The 20,244-nt window shown below is 71.3% G+C and carries 16 protein-coding genes; 3 read left to right on the top strand and 13 right to left on the bottom strand.

All coding sequences use genetic code 11. From position 1 onward, the window contains the following. Window positions 1-13: 13 nt before the first annotated feature. From ACWDR3_RS30160 to ACWDR3_RS30105, 12 genes are all read right to left on the bottom strand, one after another. A complete protein-coding gene (locus tag ACWDR3_RS30160; RefSeq protein ID WP_450355729.1) occupies window positions 14-1,036 on the bottom strand; it encodes an ADP-ribosylglycohydrolase family protein in 1,023 nt (340 codons plus the stop codon). After that, window positions 1,033-1,767 (bottom strand): NUDIX domain-containing protein, encoded by a 735-nt coding sequence (locus ACWDR3_RS30155; RefSeq protein WP_450355728.1) that lies wholly within the window; start codon window positions 1,765-1,767, stop codon window positions 1,033-1,035. Before ACWDR3_RS30155 ends, ACWDR3_RS30160 begins: the two co-directional genes overlap by 4 nt. Window positions 1,768-1,940: 173 nt before the next feature. After that, window positions 1,941-2,498, bottom strand: a complete 558-nt coding sequence (locus ACWDR3_RS30150) for a TIGR03086 family metal-binding protein (protein WP_450355727.1) — start codon at window positions 2,496-2,498, stop codon at window positions 1,941-1,943. A gap of 250 nt (window positions 2,499-2,748) precedes the next feature. Continuing rightward, window positions 2,749-3,909: a pseudouridine synthase gene (locus ACWDR3_RS30145; RefSeq protein ID WP_450355726.1), complete on the bottom strand. Its 1,161-nt coding sequence runs from the start codon at window positions 3,907-3,909 to the stop codon at window positions 2,749-2,751. Continuing rightward, window positions 3,909-4,565, bottom strand: coding sequence for an SMC-Scp complex subunit ScpB (gene scpB, locus ACWDR3_RS30140; protein WP_402361443.1), 657 nt, complete (start codon window positions 4,563-4,565; stop codon window positions 3,909-3,911). Before scpB ends, ACWDR3_RS30145 begins: the two co-directional genes overlap by 1 nt. Beyond that, on the bottom strand, window positions 4,562-5,614 hold the full coding sequence (locus ACWDR3_RS30135; protein ID WP_450355725.1) for a segregation and condensation protein A: 1,053 nt from the start codon (window positions 5,612-5,614) through the stop codon (window positions 4,562-4,564). The genes scpB and ACWDR3_RS30135 overlap by 4 nt, the downstream gene beginning before the upstream one ends. A gap of 18 nt (window positions 5,615-5,632) precedes the next feature. Beyond that, window positions 5,633-6,193 carry a hypothetical protein gene (locus tag ACWDR3_RS30130; protein WP_450355724.1) on the bottom strand — a complete coding sequence of 187 codons (561 nt, stop codon included), beginning with the start codon at window positions 6,191-6,193 and terminating at the stop codon, window positions 5,633-5,635. After that, complete coding sequence (locus ACWDR3_RS30125; RefSeq protein ID WP_124002477.1) at window positions 6,178-7,323, bottom strand: ParA family protein; 1,146 nt, start codon at window positions 7,321-7,323, stop codon at window positions 6,178-6,180. Before ACWDR3_RS30125 ends, ACWDR3_RS30130 begins: the two co-directional genes overlap by 16 nt. 445 nt (window positions 7,324-7,768) lie before the next feature. Then, window positions 7,769-8,884: an alanine dehydrogenase gene (gene ald / locus ACWDR3_RS30120; protein ID WP_450355745.1), complete on the bottom strand. Its 1,116-nt coding sequence runs from the start codon at window positions 8,882-8,884 to the stop codon at window positions 7,769-7,771. Between the two features lie 145 nt (window positions 8,885-9,029). Then, window positions 9,030-11,150: a tetratricopeptide repeat protein gene (locus ACWDR3_RS30115; RefSeq protein ID WP_450355723.1), complete on the bottom strand. Its 2,121-nt coding sequence runs from the start codon at window positions 11,148-11,150 to the stop codon at window positions 9,030-9,032. Window positions 11,151-11,320: 170 nt separating this feature from the next. Further along, window positions 11,321-11,947 (bottom strand): NUDIX domain-containing protein, encoded by a 627-nt coding sequence (locus ACWDR3_RS30110; protein ID WP_450355722.1) that lies wholly within the window; start codon window positions 11,945-11,947, stop codon window positions 11,321-11,323. A gap of 119 nt (window positions 11,948-12,066) precedes the next feature. Continuing rightward, entirely contained in the window at window positions 12,067-13,716 is a 1,650-nt protein-coding gene (locus ACWDR3_RS30105) for a CTP synthase (protein WP_450355721.1), read from the bottom strand. A gap of 505 nt (window positions 13,717-14,221) precedes the next feature. On the opposite strand from ACWDR3_RS30105, the gene ACWDR3_RS30100 reads away from it, so the two are divergent. Both ACWDR3_RS30100 and ACWDR3_RS30095 read left to right on the top strand, forming a co-directional pair. Next, on the top strand, window positions 14,222-16,024 hold the full coding sequence (locus ACWDR3_RS30100) for a glycoside hydrolase family 15 protein (RefSeq protein ID WP_450355744.1): 1,803 nt from the start codon (window positions 14,222-14,224) through the stop codon (window positions 16,022-16,024). A 98-nt stretch (window positions 16,025-16,122) separates the two neighbouring features. Further along, window positions 16,123-17,505, top strand: a complete 1,383-nt coding sequence (locus ACWDR3_RS30095; RefSeq protein WP_450355720.1) for an FAD-binding oxidoreductase — start codon at window positions 16,123-16,125, stop codon at window positions 17,503-17,505. Window positions 17,506-17,524: 19 nt separating this feature from the next. On the opposite strand, the gene ACWDR3_RS30090 is transcribed toward ACWDR3_RS30095, so the two are convergent. Next, a complete protein-coding gene (locus tag ACWDR3_RS30090; RefSeq protein WP_450355719.1) occupies window positions 17,525-18,481 on the bottom strand; it encodes an LLM class F420-dependent oxidoreductase in 957 nt (318 codons plus the stop codon). 91 nt (window positions 18,482-18,572) lie between these two features. On the opposite strand from ACWDR3_RS30090, the gene ACWDR3_RS30085 reads away from it, so the two are divergent. Further along, entirely contained in the window at window positions 18,573-20,234 is a 1,662-nt protein-coding gene (locus ACWDR3_RS30085; RefSeq protein ID WP_450355718.1) for a PucR family transcriptional regulator, read from the top strand. Window positions 20,235-20,244 lie beyond the last annotated feature (10 nt).

Raw genomic sequence — 20,244 nt, 5'->3', positions numbered from 1 at the left:
CCCAGAGGGCAGGTCAGGAGTCCCAGAGGGCCCCGAGGGTCATCAGGTCGCTCTGGTACTCGATGCGGTCGGCCCACTCGTTCGGCCAGGCGTCGCTGCCGCGGTGGGCGCCCGCGAAGGCTCCGGCCAGGCAGGCGATCGAGTCCGAGTCGCCGGAGCTGTAGGCGGCCCGCCGGATCGCCGTGACCGGCTCGTCGGGGAAGCCGAGAAAGCACAACAAGCCGGTCGCCAGGGCCTCTTCGGCGATCCAGCCCGCCCCGGTGGCCAGACACGGGTCGGCCTCCGGATCGAAGGTGCGCACGGCGTCTTCGAGCCGGTCGAGGATCGCCAGGCACTCGCGCCAGCCGCGGGCGATGTACTCCTCGGGCCCGGCGTCCTGGCTGCGGGTCCACAGGTCGCCGAGCCAGGAGTGGTGGTAGTGGCCGCGGTTGTCCTCGGCGTACGCGCGCAGGTGCTCGACGAGTCCGGCCGGCTCGGTGCCCTGCGCGAGCAGGTGGACGGCACGGCCGGTGAGGTCGGAGGCGGCGAGCGCCGTGGGGTGGCCGTGGGTGAGGGCGGCCTGCAACTGGGCGGCGCCCGCGCGCTGTTCGTCGCTCAGCCCGGGGGCGAGTCCGACGGGCGCCACGCGCATGTTGGCGCCGCAGCCCTTGGAGCCCATCTGACTGGCGTCCTGCCAGGGCAGGTCGGGATTCTCCAGCAACTCGCAGGCGCGCAGGCAGGTGTTGCCCGGTGCGCGGTTGTTGTCTGGGGACCGGTTCCAGGCGATGAACTCCTGCCGCACGGTCACGGCCATGTCCTCGGGCCCGAGCGCCCCGCGGTCCATGGCGGTACGCATTCCCCGGGCCACCGCCAGGGTCATCTGCGTGTCGTCGGAGACGATCGCCGGCTTGATCAGCGGCAGCTGCCGCCAGGGCCCGAACTTCGCGAGGATCGAGGGGATGTCGTTGAACTCGGTCGGGAATCCGAGGGCGTCCCCGAGGGCGAGGCCGATCAGGGCCCCTGTGGCTGCGCGTTTGTCGACGATCGTGCTGGTCATGCGGAACGTCCTTCCGGGTTCGGCCGGAGCAGAGGCGGCTGGAGAGTGGTCGCGGTGCCGGCGCGGTACAGCGCGGCCGGCTTGCCACGTCCGCCGGTCAGGCGCGCGGCGCCCGGCACCGGTTCGACGAAGCCGGGCGTGGCGAGCACCTTGCGGCGGAAGTTGGGCCGGTCCAGGGCGGTGCCCCACACCGTCTCGTAGACGTGCTGGAGCTCGCCGAGCGTGAACTCGGCCGGACAGAAGGCGGTGGCCAGACAGGTCAACTCCAGCTGCGTACCGACGTGTTCATGGGCGTCGGCCAGAATCCGGTCGTGATCGAAGGCGAGCGGCCAGGGCTTGTCGTACGCCAGCCAGTCGGCCCGCGTCGCGTCGCTGCCCGCCTTGGGCTCGGGCGCGTCGGGCAGCAGCGCGGTGAAGGCGACGGACACGACCCGCATACGGGGATCGCGGTCGGGCTCGCTGTAGGTCCGCAGCTGCTCCAGGTGCAGCCCGGTGACGTCGGACAGCCCGGTCTCCTCGGCGAGTTCGCGCCGCGCGGCCGTCTCGGCCGACTCGCTCGGCTCCACGAAGCCGCCGGGCAGCGCCCAGTGACCGGCATAGGGCTCCTGACCGCGCTCGACGAGCAGGACATGCAGGGCGCCCGAGCGGATGGTGAGGACGGCGAGGTCGACGGTGACGGCGAAGGGCTCGTACGCGTACTTGTCGTAGCCGTGCGGCTGCTTGTGGCCCATCCACCCCGCCCCTTAATGGTCAGTACGACTATAAAGAGCGCGGGCGTCCTTCCACAAGCCCTCGGTCACCGCCCCTGTGTCACAACTCCCGGGCGCCGAAGGCCTCCTGGGCCACGACTACGCGAACGCCGTCACCGCCCGTCTACCCCTGCGCCCCCGGCCGACACCCGCCCTCACCCCGCAAGGACCTCGCGCCGCCCGAGGAACGCCAGCAGCCGGACGTCGAGCCCCGCCCGGGCCGGCACGGCGACCTGCGCGCCGAACCGCTCTCCCCGGTCCTCCCGCGCGACCACGGACCGCGCCACGGGCAGCAGTTCGGCCGCCAGCGAGACCGGAATGGGCCGGGGCCGCCCGCAGGCCTGTGCCACGTCCCAGCCGTGCACGGCGATCTCCACGGCGCCCACGGCCCCCATCACCCGTACGTCCAGCGGCCGTTCGCCCACCAGAACCGACTCCTGCGGCGGACCCGCCGCCCACGCGCCCAGCACCGCGCACGCACGCGTGCGGAACGCGCACGCCGGGTCCGCTCCCGGCGCTCCGGGAAACAGCCCGATCCGCCCACCGGTGAGTCCCTCGTGCAGCGCCTCCAGCGCGTCGTCGAGATGCCCGAGCAGCGCGCCGAGGTCCCACTCCCCGCACGGCGTGCCCCGCCCCAGGCTCCCGGGTCCGACCCCGGCCACGCTCCCCAGCGCGTAGGCGAGCGAACGCTCCAGCAGCTCCCCGGAGTTCACGACAGCCCCTCGGGGCACCCGGGGCGCCCGAACGGCCCCGCATCGGCCACAGCGGCCCCTGGAAGCCCGTCAGGCCCCGTCTTCGTGTCCATACCCGCTCCTCACCCGCTCCTCGTCTCGGCCGTCAGCCATACAGACCGCCGACAGGGCGAAAACGCATCGGCCGGCCCCGGAGAAAATCCGGGACCGGCCGAAGGGAGCCTCCGTGAGGGGGCTCCGCAAGCGAATGCGCTTCTTGAACTGGGGCGTTCTAGAGATCGACTTCCTGCATCAGCATCCCGACCTCCGTGTTGGACAGCCGCCGCAGCCAGCCCGACTTCTGGTCGCCCAGGGTGATCGGCCCGAAGGACGTGCGCACCAGCCGCTCGACCGGGAAACCGGCCTCCGCGAGCATGCGGCGCACGATGTGCTTGCGGCCCTCGTGCAGGGTGACCTCGACCAGGTAGTTCTTACCGGTCTGCTCGACCACCCGGAAGTGGTCCGCACGCGCGTACCCGTCCTCCAGCTGGATGCCGTCCTTGAGCTGCTTGCCCAGGTCGCGCGGGATCGGGCCCACGATGGCGGCGAGGTAGGTCTTCTTCACGCCGTACTTGGGGTGGGTCAGGCGGTGCGCCAGCTCGCCGTGGTTGGTGAGCAGGATCACGCCCTCGGTCTCGGTGTCGAGCCGCCCCACGTGGAAGAGCCGGGTCTCGCGGTTGGTGACGTAGTCGCCGAGGTTCTGCCGCCCCTCGGGGTCCTCCATGGTGGAGACGACACCGGCCGGCTTGTTCAGCGAGAAGAACTGGTACGACTGCGTGGCGACGGTCAGCCCGTCGACCTTGACCTCGTCGTGCTCCGGGTCGACCCGCTTGCCCTGCTCAACGACGATCTCGCCGTTGACCTCGACCCGGGACTGCTCGATCAGCTCCTCGCAGGCGCGTCGGGAACCGTAGCCCGCGCGGGCGAGGACCTTCTGCAGCCGCTCGCCCTCCTGCTCGGCGCCCGGGAAGGTCTTGGGCAGCTTGACGTCCTTCTTGCCCGCGTACCGCTCCCGGTTGCGCTCCTCGGCCCGCGCGTCGTACTCCCGCGAGGTCGCCGGCACCGAGCGCCCGCGTCCGGTGCCCTGGCCCTGCTTGGGGCCGCCCTTGGCACCACCGCGCGCGGAGGCACCGCGCCCGGACTTCGGCCCCTCGTGGGAAGCCCCGGGGCCTACGTCGTAGCGGCGCTCCTCGGGACGCGGCTTGCCGGGACGCTTCGGCTTGTCGTCGCGCCCTCCCGCGCCCCTGGGCTGGGAGCCGCCCCCACCGGAACCCCGGGAGCCGCCACCGCCGCCGGAACCGCGGGGATTGCCGCCCCCACCGGTCCCGCGGGGGTTGCCGCGCCCGCCGCTCCTGCCACTACCGCCGCCACTGCCACTGCCACTGCTTCGCATCAAAGTTCCGTCGTCGTCGTGTCGTCTGCATCTGCATCCGGTGCATCCGGATCGAACGACGGGACCCCTTCCAGCGTCTCCGCCTCGATCGCCTCGGCCTCAGGGAGGAAGGGCGCGAGCTCCGGGAGCTCGTCCAGGCCGCGCAGGCCCATCCGCTCCAGAAAGTAGTTCGTCGTCGTGTACAGGATCGCACCTGTTTCGGGTTCCGTGCCCGCCTCCTCGACCAGACCCCGCTGCAGAAGGGTGCGCATCACACCGTCGCAGTTGACTCCGCGGACCGCCGAGACCCTGCTGCGGCTGACCGGCTGGCGGTACGCGACGACCGCGAGGGTCTCCAGGGCCGCCTGGGTGAGCCGGGCCTGCTGCCCGTCCAGGACGAAGCCCTCGACGGCCTGAGCGAACTCGGGCCGGGAGTAGAACCGCCACCCGCCGGCGATCAGCCGCAGCTCGAATCCGCGCCCCTGCACGGTGTACTCGTCGGCCAGTTCCCGCAGGGCATCACGGATCCGCCGCTTGGGCCGCTGCAGTATCTTCGCGAGGTGCTCCTCGGTCGCGGGTTCGTCCACGACCATGAGGACGGCCTCCAGGGCGGGCTTGAGATCGAGGTCGGCGACAGTGCGCGGGCCCGCCGCCGGATCGATGGTCTCCTCACTCACGCCTTCTCCTCCTTGGCGGGCTCGTCCTTGGGCACCTCGGGCGGCCGGTCGAACTCATCGGTGACCACGGGCTCGCTCTCGCCCTCCCCACCGGTCCACCGCACGATCAGGTCCCCGAGCGCGATCTCCTGATCGAGCGCGACGGCCTTCTCCCGGTACAGCTCAAGCAGGGCCAGGAACCTCGCTACGACGGTCAGGGTGTCGTCGGTGTCCTCGACGAGCGTGCGGAAGCTGGCCTCGCCGAGTTCCCGCAACCGCGCGACCACGATCCCGGCCTGCTCCTGCACGCTCACCAACGGCGCGTGGATGTGATCGACGTACACCTGCGGCTTGGGCCTGGGCTGCATCGCCTTCACGGCGAGCTTCGCGAACCCCTCGGGCCCGATGCTGATGACCACCTCGGGCAACAGCTCGGCGTGATGCGGCTCAAGCCCGACGGTACGGGGATACCGGCGCGCTTCCTCTTCGAGCCGCCGGTTGAAGATGTCGGCGATCTGCTTGTACGCCCGGTACTGCAGCAGCCGTGCGAAGAGCAGGTCCCGAGCCTCCAACAGCGCCAGATCGGCCTCGTCCTCGACCTCGGCGGAGGGCAACAACCGGGCGGCCTTGAGGTCCAGCAACGTGGCGGCGACGACGAGAAACTCGGTCGTCTGATCCAGATCCCAGTCCGGCCCCATGGCTCGGATATGCGCCATGAACTCGTCGGTGACCTTGGACAGCGCCACTTCGGTGACGTCCATCTTGTGCTTCGAGATCAGCTGGAGCAGCAGGTCGAACGGCCCCTCGAAGTTGGCCAGCCGAACCTTGAAGACACCGTCATCGGCTTCGGCGACTTCCTCGGAGGGCTCGGGGACAGCTGGTTCGTCCGCCGACGGCTCGTCCTCAACCCCGCTGCCGTTGTGCCCACCGGGCTCAGCGGGCAAGTCGACCTCTGCCACCGACTCGACCGGCGCCTCAGTCACCGGAGCCCCGGGCCCCCGCCCCAGCACACGCCGACGACCACCAGCGGCGGCGGCCGGAGGCGTCGAGGGAACGTCGTTCGAGGTCATCGCCCCGCAGGCTACCGCCTACCGCCCACGCAGTCGCCGTACCAGAATGCTCGCGTCCCCCCGGGACTCCAGATCCGCCAGCACCACGGCGACAGCCTCCCGGACGATCCGCCCGCGGTCGACCGCGAGCCCGTGCTCACCCCGCAGCACCAGACGCGCGTGCTCCAGATCCATGAGCTCCTCGGCGGACACGTACACCGTGATCTTCTCGTCGTGCCGTTCCCGCCCACTGGGCCGGCGCGAGGGACTCCGCCCCCGCTTCCGCGGAGACGCCTCGGCGGCAGAACCTTCCTGCGCCCCCTGACGTCGCCCGGAGCCGCCCGCGCCGCGACTGCGGGACTCGCCGTCGTCGGCGTCCGACTCGGCGGCCACATGCTCGGCGCCCTCGCCGTCGCCGCCCTGTACGGGCACCGACTGCGGCGCGTCCTCACCGGCCGCGACCCCGTCGCTCTCCCCCGCGGGAGCGGGCACACGGGCTTCGCCGTTGACCCCCCGCCGCGGAGTGGACGGCTGGAGCGCCATTCCCCCTGTCGTACGGAAGAGTTCGTCGGCCCCCGGCAGACTCACTCGGCGTGACACCGGGCGAGCACCTCCCTGGCGAGCTGGCGATAGGCGGCGGCACCGACGGAGTTGGAGGCGTACGTGGTGATCGGCTCACCGGCGACCGTGGTCTCCGGGAAGCGGACCGTGCGCCCGATGACCGTGTGGTAGACGTGGTCGTCGAACGCCTCGACGACACGCGCGAGCACCTCACGGCTGTGCACCGTGCGCGAGTCGTACATGGTGGCGAGGATCCCGTCGAGCTCCAGCTCCGGGTTGAGTCGCTCCTGGACCTTCTCGATCGTCTCCGTCAGCAGTGCGACACCGCGAAGGGCGAAGAACTCGCACTCCAGAGGCACTATCACCTTGTGCGCGGCCGTCAGAGCGTTGACCGTGAGCAGACCGAGCGAGGGCTGACAGTCGATCACGATGTAGTCGTAGTCGGCCATCAGGGGCTTGAGGGCCCGTTGCAGAGTCGACTCGCGCGCGACCTCGGAGACCAGTTGGACCTCCGCCGCCGACAAGTCGATATTGCTCGGCAGCAGGTCCATGTTCGGGACCGCGGTCTTCAGGAGCACCTCGTCGGCCGCCATGCCCCGCTCCATGAGCAGGTTGTAGACGGTGAGGTCGAGCTCCATCGGGTTGACCCCGAGACCCACCGACAGCGCGCCCTGCGGGTCGAAGTCCACGAGCAGCACGCGCCGTCCGTACTCCGCGAGCGCGGCACCCAGGTTGATGGTCGACGTGGTCTTGCCGACGCCGCCCTTCTGGTTGCACATCGCGATGATCTTCGCGGGGCCGTGATCGGTCAGCGGGCCCGGGATCGGGAAGTACGGCAGCGGGCGTCCGGTCGGGCCCACGCGCTCGCGGCGCTGGCGGGCGGCGTCGGGCGCGAGCGTGGCCGCGTACTCGGGGTCGGGCTCGTACTCCGCGTCGGGGTCGTAGAAGTGCCCCTCGGGCAGTTCGTCGTAGTCGGCGAAGTGGTTGTGGGGCGCGCCACTTCCGTCGCCGGCCATGGCGTTCACGTGATGGCCATCCATGCTCTGGTGTGCTGGCTGAGTCATCCCGGACATCTGAGACACCTGATGACTCCTCTGGGCTGCGAAGGTGCGCACAGCAACGGAGCCGACAGCCTCGAACCCCGCGGGACCCTGGCCCCGTACAGGCATTCCTGGTTGACCACCCCCGGGAGAAAATGTCGACTCATTCACAAGTCGTCTTACCTCCTTGGTGACCAGGAAACTTCTAGACAGGTCAGCGTGGCACCATGCCGACGGTTGGCGACTCTATGGCGTGTCGGGCGTTCGCAGCAACACAATCCGCCGGACCCGGCAGGATGTGTCGGCAATGAAACATCCCTCTGTCAAGGGCGTACGGGCGTCGCACGGCAGGTTTCACCGGTGCACGAATCGGTTCAAGGGTTACGTTCGACGCGAGTTGACCGAGAGTCGCAAAGTGACCATACACACATCCGGCCGGACCTTGTGGTGCAAGGTCCGGCCGTGTGTACGTCGTTGACGCGCCTTGTTGACGTATCGCCTTTACGAAAAGGTGACTTAGCCTCTGAGCTGGTCGGAAGCCGCCATCAGGTCGCCGTTCATGTCGACTTGGGGCTCAGCCGAGCAGCGAGTCGAGCTCCACGTGCTCCAGGCCGTGCGCCTCGGCGACCTCCTTGTAAACGACCTTGCCGTCATGGGTGTTGAGGCCCTTGGCCAGCGCGGGATCGCGGCGCAGCGCCTCCACCCAACCGTGGTTGGCGAGTTCGACGATGTAGGGCAGCGTCGCGTTGGTCAGCGCGTAGGTCGAGGTGTTGGGCACCGCGCCCGGCATGTTGGCGACGCAGTAGAAGACCGAGTCGTGAACCATGAAGGTCGGCTCGGCGTGCGTGGTCGGACGGGAGTCCTCGAAGCAGCCGCCCTGGTCGATCGCGATGTCGACAAGGACACTTCCGGGCTTCATGCGCGACACGAGTTCGTTGGTGACCAGCTTCGGCGCCTTGGCGCCCGGGATGAGAACCGCGCCGATCACGAGATCGGCGTCCAGGACGGCCTTCTCCAGCTCGAAGGAGTTGGACATGATCGCCCGGACCTTGGTGCCGAAGACCTTGTCCGCCTCGCGGAGCTTGTTGATGTCGCGGTCGAGCAGCGTGACGTGGAAGCCCATGCCGACGGCGATCTGCGTCGCGTTCCAGCCGGACACCCCGCCGCCGATGACGACGGCCCGCGCGGGCTGCGTGCCGGGGACACCGCCGGGGAGCACACCGCGGCCGCCGACCGAGCGCATCAGGTGGTAGGCGCCGACCTGCGGGGCGAGGCGGCCCGCGACCTCGGACATGGGGGCGAGCAGCGGGAGCGCGCGGCTGGGCAGCTCGACGGTCTCGTAGGCGATCGCGGTGGTGCCGGACTCGACGAGCGCGTCGGTGCACTCCTTGGAGGCCGCCAGGTGCAGGTAGGTGAAGAGCGTCTGGTCCTTGCGGAGGCGGTGGTACTCCTCGGCGATGGGCTCCTTGACCTTGAGCAGCAGGTCGGCGGAGGCCCAGACCTCGTCGGCGGTCTCCAGGATGCCGGCGCCGGCGGAGACGTACTCGCTGTCCGTGATCGAGGAGCCGAGACCGGCGCCGCGCTCGATGACGACCTGGTGGCCGGCGCGCACCAGCTCGTGCACACCGGCGGGGGTGATGGCCACCCGGAACTCGTTGTTCTTGACCTCGCGGGGGATGCCGACCTTCACGTGGATCACGGTCCTTGGCTCAGGGGAATGAAGTGCATTACATGACATACCCAGGCACGAAGGCGCACACCGGGGTACACCGCAGGAGAAGGTGCGGCAGACCCAGTTTAATGAAGGCGTTCCCGCTGTCTAGCCTTTCATTGCATCAATCTTCTGCGGATGTACTACGGATTTCGCAGGCGTCAGCGTCTTGTTTCGGGAGATCGCCCTGCTCCGACGCCTCTTCGGCCCGCTCCGAGCGGTCGTCAGCCGGCTCGGATTCCTCCTCCGCCCGCTCCGCCCCCTCCTCGCCCAGCAGCCGCTCGGCGGTCCCCCGGTGCAGCTGTGCGGCGGCGGGATCGCCCAGGCGCTCCAGCGTGTCGGCGAGCCGCAGTTGAAGCGCCGCCTGGAGCCGTACGTCGTCGGCGCGGCGCGCCCACTCCACCGCCTCGTGGCAGGTCGCCAGCGACTCCTCGGGGCGTCCCGCGTACTCCTGGACCCGCGCGAGTTCGCTCAACGCCCGGGCGTGCGCGCCCACATCGCCGTTCCTGCGGTGCCCGGCGATCGCGGCCCGCCAGGACCGCTGCGCCTCGCCGTAACGGCCCGCGTAGGTCTGCGCGGCGCCGATGCGGCCGTACAGCCGGGCGGCCTCCGCGCGGTCGTCCCGGGCCAGCCGCTGGGCCAGCGCACGGCCGAACCAGTCGGCGGCCCGGTCGAAGTCCCCGAGCTCCAGATGCGCCCCGCCTACGGATTCCGTCGCGCGGCCGGTCGCGTACGGGTCGTTCGCCTCGCGTCCGGCGTCCAGCGCGGCCCGGTAGCGCGCCAGCGCGTCCTCGGTCCGCCCCGTCTGGGCGTCCAGGTCGCCGAGGTTCAGCAGCGCCGCGGCCCGTTCGCGGGGCAGCCCGCGCCGCTCGGCCACGTCGAGAACCAGCCGGTGGATGCCGTACAGGTCGGCCGCGGCCGCCTGCGTGCCGAAGTGCGCGACCATCGCCCTGACCAGCTGGGACATCAACCGGCGGGCCAGCGTGTCGAGTTCCCCGTCGGCGACGGCGAGCCGGGCCGCGGCCAGCAGGGCGGGCCTGCGGATGCGCAGCCAGTCCTCGGCGGCCCGGGGGCTGGGGAAGCGCAGGGAGCGCGGCATGCCCTGGAGCTTCTCGCGCGCCTCGGGGTTGTCCGTCTCGGTGATGGCCCGGCAGGACTGCAGCAGCCGTACCGTCCGCTCCAGCATCCGGGCCCGGGCCAGCTGGAGCTCTCCCGGGCGGTCCTGGGTCTCCGTGAGGGCCTTCAGGAGGGGGTGCAGGCTGCCGGGGACCTCGTACTGCGGCAACGGCGACTCCACGGCCCGCAGCAGGCCGAGGGCGACGAAGTCGTCCAGGGTGGTGCGGGCGCCGTTCACCGAGCAGCCGGCCAGCGCGGAGGCGGTGTGCGGGTCGACCAGACCGGCCGGGGCGAGGGCGAGCAGGCGCAGTATCCGGGCGGCCGGCGTGGGCAGCGAGGTGTACACGAGCCGGAAGACCCGGCTCAGCGGCGTGCCCTCGTCGTTCTCGGCGCGCAGGTGCTTGGCGAAGTCGGCGACGGCCGCCTTGGGGCGGGCGGCGAGCCAGCCGCCGGCCAGGGTGAGCGCCTCCGGGTGCGCCTGGCACTCCTCGGCGAGGTCCTCGGCGGCACGCGGGTCGACGGTGATGCGGACCGAGCCGGTGTAGCGGGTGAGCAGCTCCAGGGCGGACTTGGTGTCGAGGCCGCCGAGGGTGCAGGGGCGGACGTCGGAGATGCCGGTGAGCGGGCCGCCCGAGACGGCGACGACGAGGCAGTCCGGGGTGTCCGGGAGCAGCGCGTCGACCTGTTCGGCGTCGGCTGCGTCGTCCAGCAGGATCAGCGCCCGGCGGTCGGCGAGGGCGGTGCGCAGCGCCTCGGTGAGGTCGTCCTCGGCGGCTCCGGCGGGCGCGGGCCGCTCCAGGGCCGCGAGCAGCACGCGGGCGACGCGCTCGACCGGCACGGGGGTGCCGTCGGGTTCGCTCAGCCGGGCTCGGAGCACCCCGTCGTCGTAACGTTCCGCGACCTGGCGTACGAGTTCCTCGGCGAGTGCCGTGCGGCCCGAACCGGGTCGTCCCGCGATGAGCAGCACGCGCGCGCGGGGCGCCTTCTTGCCGGTCAGGGTGTCCAGGCCGGTGCGCTCGATGTCGGCGCGGAGTTCCTTCAACTCCCGTGTACGGCCCAGGAACTGACTCTCCGCCGGTTCGCGCCCGGACAGCCGGACGCCGCCTGTGTCCACCGCCTGATCCGTCACGGGCCACGCTCCCGTCCCACCGCACGCGCAAGCCCGCCGGGACTCCGGTATCGGGCGTTAACAGAGCCTAGTTCACGCTCTGCTACGTTCCGGGCGGAGCGCGGCGGGCACGTCCCCCGATCGGATCAGCCGATCGTCACACCGGGCCGCGGAGAGGGGTGCCCGCGGGTTCAGGACTCGAACGGGCGGGCCGGCCAGGGCGCTTCCGCCGGACGCAGCGCGTCGAGGCCGTCGCCCGTACGCGCGGCGACCAGTGAAAGGACGCCCACGACGAGGCAGTTGTTGTGGATATCGCCGGCGAGCACGCTCCGTACGAGTTCGTCGAGGGGCACGCGTGCGTGCTCCAGGTCGATCTCCTCGTCCTCGGCCTCGAAGCGCTGGCCCTCGGCCTCGGACAGGTCGCGGGCGAGGAAGATCCGTACGGCCTCGTCGCAGCCGCCGGGGGTGGTGTAGACGTCGGCCAGCACCCGCCAGTCCTCGGCCTTGACGTGCGCCTCCTCGTACAGCTCCCGCTGGGCGGCGTGCAGCGGGTTCTCACCGGGCACGTCGAGCAGGCCTGCCGGGATCTCCCACAGCCGCTGGCGCACCGGGTGGCGGTACTGGCGGATCACCAGGACGCGGTCCTGGTCGTCGAGGGCGAGGATGCCGACCGAGCCGGGGTGGACCTGGTAGTCGCGGCGGACCACCGAGCCGTCGGGCATGACCACCTCGTCCGTGCGGACCGAGGTCTTGTTGCCCACGAACGGGGTCTCCGTGGCCCGGATCTCCCACTCCTCGGGGGTGTCCTTCAGCGTCATGCCCTGTCCTTCCACGAACCCGAACCTCACCACGACCGGCCGCAAGACGACCGGCCACAAGAAAACCGGGGTGCTCACCTTTTGAAGGTATGCACCCCGGCCACCGTACAACTGGTGTGTTACTTGGAATTCTTGCGCTCGACCGAGGCCTTCACGAGCCCGGCGAACAGCGGGTGCGGCCGGGTCGGCCGCGAGCGCAGCTCGGGGTGCGCCTGCGTGGCGACCAGGTAGGGGTGCGCCTCGCGCGCGTACTCGACGTACTCGACGAGCTTGCCGTCCGGCGAGGTGCCCGAGAACACGATGCCGGCCTTCTTCTCCAGCTCCGCGCGGTAGGCGTTGTTCACCTCGTAGCGGTGCCGGTGCCGCTCCTCGACGTACTCCTTGCCGTCGTACACCTCGCGCACGATGGAACCCTCGGCCAGCTTGGCCGGGTACATGCCCAGGCGCATCGTGCCGCCCATGTCGCCGTCGCCGGCGACGATGTCCAGCTGCTCGGCCATCGTGGAGATGACCGGGTGGGCGGTGCCCGAGTCGAACTCGGTGGAGTTGGCGTCGGCGATGTCGGCCAGGTTGCGGGCGGCCTCGATCACGATGCACTGCAGGCCCAGGCAGAGGCCGAGCAGCGGGATCTTGTTCTCGCGGGCGTACCGGATGGCGCCGACCTTGCCGAGCACACCGCGGTCGCCGAAGCCGCCCGGGATGCAGACGCCGTCGACGTCGGCGAGCTGGGCCGCGGCGCCGGCCGGGGTCTTGCAGTCGTCCGAGGTGACCCACTTGATCTTCACGCGGGCCTTGTTGGCGAAACCGCCCGCGCGCAGCGCCTCGGTGACCGAGAGGTAGGCGTCGGGCAGGTCGATGTACTTGCCGACCAGCGCGAGGGTGACCTCGTGGTCCGGCTTGTGGACGCGGTCGAGCAGGTCGTCCCAGGTCGTCCAGTCCACGTCACGGAACGGCAGGTCCAGCTTGCGGACGACGTAGGCGTCCAGGCCCTCGCTGTGCACGGTCTTGGGGATGTCGTAGATCGAGCGGGCGTCGGGACAGGCCACCACCGCGGCCTCGTCGACGTCGCACATCAGCGAGATCTTGCGCTTGATCGCGGTCGGCACCTCACGGTCGGACCGCAGCACGATCGCGTCCGGCTGAATACCGATGTTCCGCAGAGCCGCAACCGAGTGCTGGGTCGGCTTCGTCTTCAGCTCTCCCGACGGGCCGATGTACGGCAGGAGGGAAATGTGGACGACGAAGACGTTGTCACGGCCGACCTCGTGCCGGACCTGGCGGACCGTCTCCAGGAACGGCAGGGACTCGATGTCGCCGACCGTGCCGCCGACCTCGGTGATCACGACGTCGACCTCGTCCGTCGCCATGCGGCGGATGCGGTGCTTGATCTCGTTGGTGATGTGCGGGATGACCTGCACGGTGTCGCCGAGGTACTCGCCGCGCCGCTCCTTGGCGATCACCGTCGAGTAGACCTGGCCCGTGGTGACATTGGCGGTGCCGTCCAGGTCGCGGTCCAGGAACCGCTCGTAGTGGCCGATGTCCAGGTCGGTCTCGGCGCCGTCGTTGGTGACGAACACCTCACCGTGCTGGAAGGGGTTCATGGTACCGGGGTCGACGTTCAGATACGGGTCGAGCTTCTGCATGACGACGCGCAGGCCCCGGGCCTTGAGCAACATCCCCAGGCTGGAGGCCGTGAGGCCCTTGCCGAGCGAGGAGGCGACACCCCCGGTGACGAAGATGTGCTTGGTCGTCGTGGATTTCCGAGGCATGGCCAAGAGGGGGCTCCCGTGGTCGCGGTCTGGGGTGCGGTACGGCTGCCGTCCGGGATTCTCCGGGGGCACCGTCGCTGCGGTTCGGGGGTTTTTCTCCCACCGGTCCACGGGCTACCAGGGTATCAGCGCCTCGGCGCGATGGCTTCCGGCCACGCTCCGCGCGCAGGTGGACACGTGTCCGCGGGCTGTCACGTGTTTCTCACCCGTTGCTCACCCGATCGGCCGATCCGGGTTGCCCGGAGCGGCACGCAGATCATCTACGTGCGTCGTATCCTGCTCGGACACTCGCTGCCGAGCCCGGCCGGAAACACGGCACCACCCCCGCCCGTCCCTCCCGGAACAACGAGAGCTCGTCAGTTCGTTGAGCTGAGATCGTCGTTTTGCCACATGGCCGGAACGACTGCTTTGCTTCACCGCTCAACGACGCATTACAACGACCCCTTGACCGCACCAGCGACAACCCCCTGTCGGGGGTGACGTGGCCGTTCGACTGGAGTTGCACGTGGCCGGGCGCATCGAAGACTACGCACTCATCGGAGACATGCAGACCGCCGCATTGGTCTGCCGGGACGGCACAGTGGACTGGCTGTGCCTGCCCCGCTTCGACTCCCATGCCGTCTTCGCCGGCTTGCTGGGCACAGAGGAACACGGCTTCTGGCGACTGGGCCCCGCCCACGCCTCCGATGCGCCGCCGCCCACGGCCGCCCGGCGCACCTACCGCGGCGACTCGCTCATCCTGGAGTCCGAGTGGGACACCCCGCGCGGCACGGTCCGGGTGACGGATTTCATGCCCCCGCGTGACGGCGCGCCCCAGCTGATCCGCATCGTGGAAGGCGTCTCGGGCCGCGTCCCGATGCGCTCGGCCCTGCGCATGCGTTTCTCCTACGGCCGTGTCGTGCCGTGGGTGCACAAGCACGAGGGCCGCACGGTCGCCGTCGCCGGACCGGACTCGGTGTGGTTCGACACGGAGGCCGAGACCTACGGCAAGTCGCTGACCACGTATGCCGACTTCACGGTCGCCCCGGGTGACCGGATCGCGTTCACGATCTCGTGGGAGCCCTCGCACAAGAAGCCGCCGGCGCTGCCGGAGCCGGAGGCCTCGCTGCAGGCGACGGAGGACTTCTGGCGCGAGTGGGTGGAGCACTGCACGTACCACGGCCCCTACCGCGAGGCCGTCGTCCGCTCGCTGATCACTCTCAAGGCGCTGACGTACGGGCCGACCGGCGGCATCGTCGCCGCGCCGACCACCTCGCTGCCCGAGGACATCGGCGGGGTCCGCAACTGGGACTACCGCTACACCTGGCTGCGCGACGCCGCCATCACCCTCTCCTCGCTGCTGCGCACCGGCTACCGCGAGGAGGCGAGCGCCTGGCGCGAGTGGCTGCTGCGGGCGGTCGCGGGCGACCCGGAGAACCTGCAGATCATGTACGGCATCGCCGGCGAGCGCGAGTTGGGCGAGGCGGAGCTGGACTGGCTGCCGGGCTACGAGAACTCGGCGCCGGTGCGGGTCGGCAACGGCGCCGCGCACCAGCTCCAGTTGGACGTGTACGGCGAGGTCACCGAGGCCCTGCACCTGGGCCACATGACAGGGCTGGCGCGCAGCGACTACGCCTCCCTGCTCCAGCTCAAGCTGATCCGCTACCTGGAGCAGCACTGGGACGAGCCGGACGAGGGCATCTGGGAAGTCCGCGGCCCGCGCCGCCACTTCGTGCACTCCAAGGTCATGGCCTGGGTCGCCGTGGACCGCACGATCAAGCTGATCGAGTCCGGTGACGCGGACGGCCCGCTGGAGCGCTGGCGCGAACTGCGCGACGACATCCACCGGGACGTGTGCGAGAAGGGCTACGACAAGGAACGCAACACGTTCACGCAGTCCTACGGTTCGAAGGAACTGGACGCCTCGCTGCTGCTGATCCCGCAGATGGGCTTCCTGCCGCCGGACGACAAGCGCGTGATCGGCACCATCGAGGCGATCCAGCGCGAGCTGTCCACGCCGGACGGCTTCATCCTGCGCTACCCGACCGAGGGCGACAGCGAGGGCGTCGACGGCCTGCCCGGTGACGAAGGGGCCTTCCTGGCCTGCTCGTTCTGGATGGCGGACGACCTCGCGATGATCGGCCGCGTGGACGAGGCCCGCAAGCTCTTCGAGAAGCTGCTCTCCCTGCGCAACGACCTCGGCCTCCTCGCCGAGGAATGGGACCCCCACCTGCAACGCCAGGTCGGCAACTTCCCGCAGGCCTTCAGCCATGTCCCCCTCATCGACACCGCGCTGCGCCTGACGGCGTCGGGGGCGTACGGCGGCTGATGGCCGCTGAGTGATCACGGCGGGCGGTTGAACAGGACCGCCCGCCGAAGCACGCCTAGGCTGGGACCCATCAGCCCCTTCAGGAAGGGGGCGCCCCCATGGCCTCCCCATCTACGGCGGGCGCGGCTCTCACCGCGCTGCGCGAGGATCTGGTCGGCGACGTGTTCGCCCCGGGTGATCCGGGCTACGACGAGGCCCGGACCGTCTTCAACGCGATGATCGACCGGCGTCCCGCGGTGATCGCGCAGTGTGTCTCCGAGGACGACGTCGTCCGGGCCGTGCGCTTCGGCAGGGAACTGGACCTGCCGATCGCGGTGCGCGGCGGCGGACACAGCGTGGCCGGCATGGCACTCAACGACGGCGGACTGGTCGTCGACCTGCGTCATCTGCGCGCGGTCTCCGTCAATCCCGTGGGCGAGGCGGTACAGATCGCCGGCGGCGCCACGATGAGCGACCTGGACCGTGCCTGTCAGCCGCACGGCCTGGCCACCACGGGCGGCCGGGTGTCGACGACCGGGGTCGGCGGTTTCGTCCTGGGCGGCGGCTCCGGCTGGCTGGACCGCTGGTGCGGACTCGCCGTCGACAACCTGCTCGGCGCCGACCTCGTCACCGCGGACGGCGAACGGGTGCACGCGAGCGCCGAGGACAACCCGGAGCTGTTCTGGGGCCTGCACGGCGGCGGGGGCAACTTCGGCATCGCCACCTCGCTCACCCTCAAGCTGCACGCACTGCCCGAGTTCTCCATCGCCTTGGTGCTGTACCTCCCGGAGTTCGGCCCCGAGGTCGTCCGCACCTACCGCGACCTGATCGCCACGGGCCCGGACGAGGCGAGCGGCGGCGCGCTGTACATCACCGGCCCGCCCGCGGACTTCGTACCGCCGCACCTGGTCGGCACGCTCCTGTGCGCCGCACTGCTGACGTACGCGGGGCCCGAGGAGGACATGCTCAAGCTGGCCGAACCGCTGCTGGCGCTGCCGCACGAGTCGCAGGTCGTCGGGGCGATGCCGTACGCCGATGTCCAGTGCATGCTCGACGATCCGCCGGGGATGCGGAACTACTGGTCGGCCGAGTACCTCAAGGGCGCGCCCGACGACTATCTGGAGGTCTTCTGCGCCGGGGCGCAGTCGATGCCCGTGCCGACCGGGACCATGCACGTGCTGTTCCCGCTGGGCGGGGCGATCGCCGCCGGGCCGCACGAGTACCCGGTGCCCTACCGGGACGCGCCCTGGGCCACCCACCCCTTCGCGATGTGGGAGGACCCGGCGGACGACGAACGGTGTGCCCAGTGGGTCCGCGACATGCGCGCCGAAGCGCGGCCGTGGAGCACGGGTGACGTCTACCTCAACTTCATCGGCGACGAGGGTGCCGAGCGGGTCGTCGCCGGGGTGGGCGCGGAGAACGCGGGGCGGCTGGCCGCGCTGAAGCAGCAGTACGACCCGGACAACGTCTTCCGCTTCAACCACAACATCAGGCCGGCGTGAGAGCTGATGCCGGTGCCGGTCAGACGGGCCGGAGAGCCGTCAGCGTCCGCTCCCCTGCCGGGTCTCCCGCCGTCGCCGGGACGAGGGCGATCTCGTCCAGACCGGCCTCGGCGTAGGCCTCGATCCGGGCGCGTACGGCGTCCAGGTCGCCGATCAGACCGAGGGTGGCGGCGGCCCTCGGCGGGAGGGCCCGCAGCAGGGTCTCCCGGTCGGCGCCGGTCGCGGCGAGCATCACCGCCTCGCCGAAGCCGGCTTCCACGAAGACCTCGCTGTAGCCCGGCACGGTGAGGTAGCCCGCGATGCCGCCGAGCACCTGGGCGAGGGACGCGGGCTCGGGATCGACGGCGGCGGGCAGCCAGGCGGCGAGCGTGGGCCGCGTACGCCCTGCCTTCTCCGCCGCCGCGTCCAGCTTGGCCCGCAGCACGCGGACCTGTGCCGGGGAGACGACGTCGAGGAGCATCCGGTCGGCGTGCGCGGCGGCGGTGGTGATCGCGCGGTCGCCGAACGCGGCCACGGTGAGCAGGCCGCCGGGCGGCGGAAGACGTCGCGAAAAGGTGCTGCCGGGCACGACCGGCTCGCCCGGAGTGCCGTGCAGAAGACCGCGTACGGCGACCGCGCTCTCCTCCAGTACGGCCGCCGGCCGCTCGCGTACCCGGCCGTGCACGCCCTCGACGACCCGCTTGCTGGAGGTGCCGAGCGCCACACCGACCGTGCGGCCCGTCACGGCCGCGACCGAGGCGGCGCCCCGGGCGATCGTGTACGGGTCACGCACGTTCACGGGCACCGGCCCGGCCGTCACCGCCACCCGCTCGGTGGCCGCCCCGACGGCCGCCGCGAGCACGAAGGCGTCCCACGTCGGCCCCTCCCCGGCCCACACCTCCCCGTATCCGAGCCGGTCGGCGAGGGACGCGACCCGCACCGGCTCGTCCACCGCGCTGTCGTCCTCCCGGGCCACGGCCACCACGCTGAAGTCCATGCCCCGCCGATACCCACTCGCGCCCGCTTGATCCCAAAAGGCCCGCCATACCGGGCTGACCTGGAGGCATCCCGCAGGTAGCGTCCGCTTCATGAACAGCGGCACGGACAACAGCGCGGGCGCGGACAGCGGCGCATACGACTCCCACGGCGCCGGGATCACCGTCCAGCGGGCGCTGGAGCTGCCCGGCCTGCGCAGCGGGCTGCCCGAGGTGCTCGCGGGCGCCGACCGGCTGCAGCGGACCGTGCGCTGGGTGCACGCCGGTGAGGTCCCCAACATCGCCTCTCTCCTCAAGGGCGGCGAACTGCTGCTGACCACGGGCTACGGCCTCGGCACCCGTCCGGCCGATCAGCGGGCGTTCGTCCGCACCCTGGCCGAGCGCGGAATCGCGGCCCTCGTCATGGAACTGGGCCCCCGCTTCACACGCCTGCCAGCCGCCCTCGTCGACACCGCCCGGGCGGCAGGGCTGCCGCTGGTCCAGTTGCACCGCGAGGTGCCGTTCGTGGCGGTCACCGAGGAGATCCACACCGAGATCGTCAACGGCCACTACGCGCTGCTCCAACAGGCCGAGGAGGTGCACCGCCGCTGCACCGAGGCCCTGCTGGGCGGCGGCGGGATCCCCCAAGTGCTGGGCATCCTGGCCGACTTCAGCGGCAACCCGGTCTTCCTGGAGACCCCGGACGGGCAGCTGCTGTATGCCGCGGGGGCCGGTCCCGAGGGCGCGGAGCCGCTCCAGGTCTGGGAGGGGCTGCGCGGCCAGCACAAGGACACCCCGCCGGCCGGTTCGGCCCTGGTGGATGTGCCCGGGGGCGGTCCCGGTACGGGTTCGGTGCGGGCGCGGCTGGTCCTGCTCCCCGTCCGCGCTCCCCTGACCCCGGTGCACCGGATGGCGGCCGAGCGGGCCGCGGGCATCCTCGCCGTCGTCCTGATGCAGGCGCGCCAGGAGGAGGAACTGGCGGCACGCGGGCGCGGGGACTTCCTGACCGACCTCGCCGAGGGCCGTATCGCCGCCGACGACGCGCCCGCCCAGGCGCGCGTGCTGGGCTTCAAGCCGGGCAGCAGCCCGCTCCTTCCGGTCGTCATGCGGATCGGCGACACGCTCGCCCCGGGCGGCGGCTGGGCGGTGCTCGCGCGCGCGGTCGCGGAGGAGCTGGCCTCGGTGGGAGTGCCGGTCCTGTTGGGCGTACGACCTGTGGAGGGCCGCGTTCCGCTGTTGCTGGGGCTGCGGTCGGAGTCGGAGCGGTCGGCGGTCGCGGACCGGGTCGCGGCGGCGCTGCGGGCCGGGGTGGAGCGCGCCGGGATGCAGCGGCCCGGGGCGCAGCCGCCCGTCGTGGTGGTCGGCGTGGCCGGCGGCTGGGCGGCGGCCTCGGCGGGGCTGCGGCACGCGGCGGAGACGGCCACCGCGGCGCAGGGCCTGACGGACCGGCCGTGGTACGACGCCCGCCGCCTCGACATCGACCTGCTGCTGTGGCGGCTGCGCGAGCACCCGGACCTGGCGGCCTTCGTGGACCGCGCGATCGGCCCCCTGCGCAACCACGACAACCGCTCCCGCCCGCCGCTCCTGCCCACCCTGGAGACGTACTTGGCGCACGCGGGCCGCAAGGCGGAGACGGCTCGCGAACTCCATCTCAACCGGCAGACGCTCTACAACCGGCTGGCCCGGATCGGCGAGTTGCTCGGCACGGACCTCGACGACCCGCAGACGGTACTGGCGTTGAGCCTGGCCCTGCGCGCCCGCAGGCTCGTGTCGTGAGCCGACGCTT

The sequence above is a fragment of the Streptomyces sp. NPDC001002 genome (genome assembly GCF_053599215.1).
Note: the sequence above shows the minus strand (reverse complement) of the source record. Positions and strands in the feature narration are given on the sequence as shown.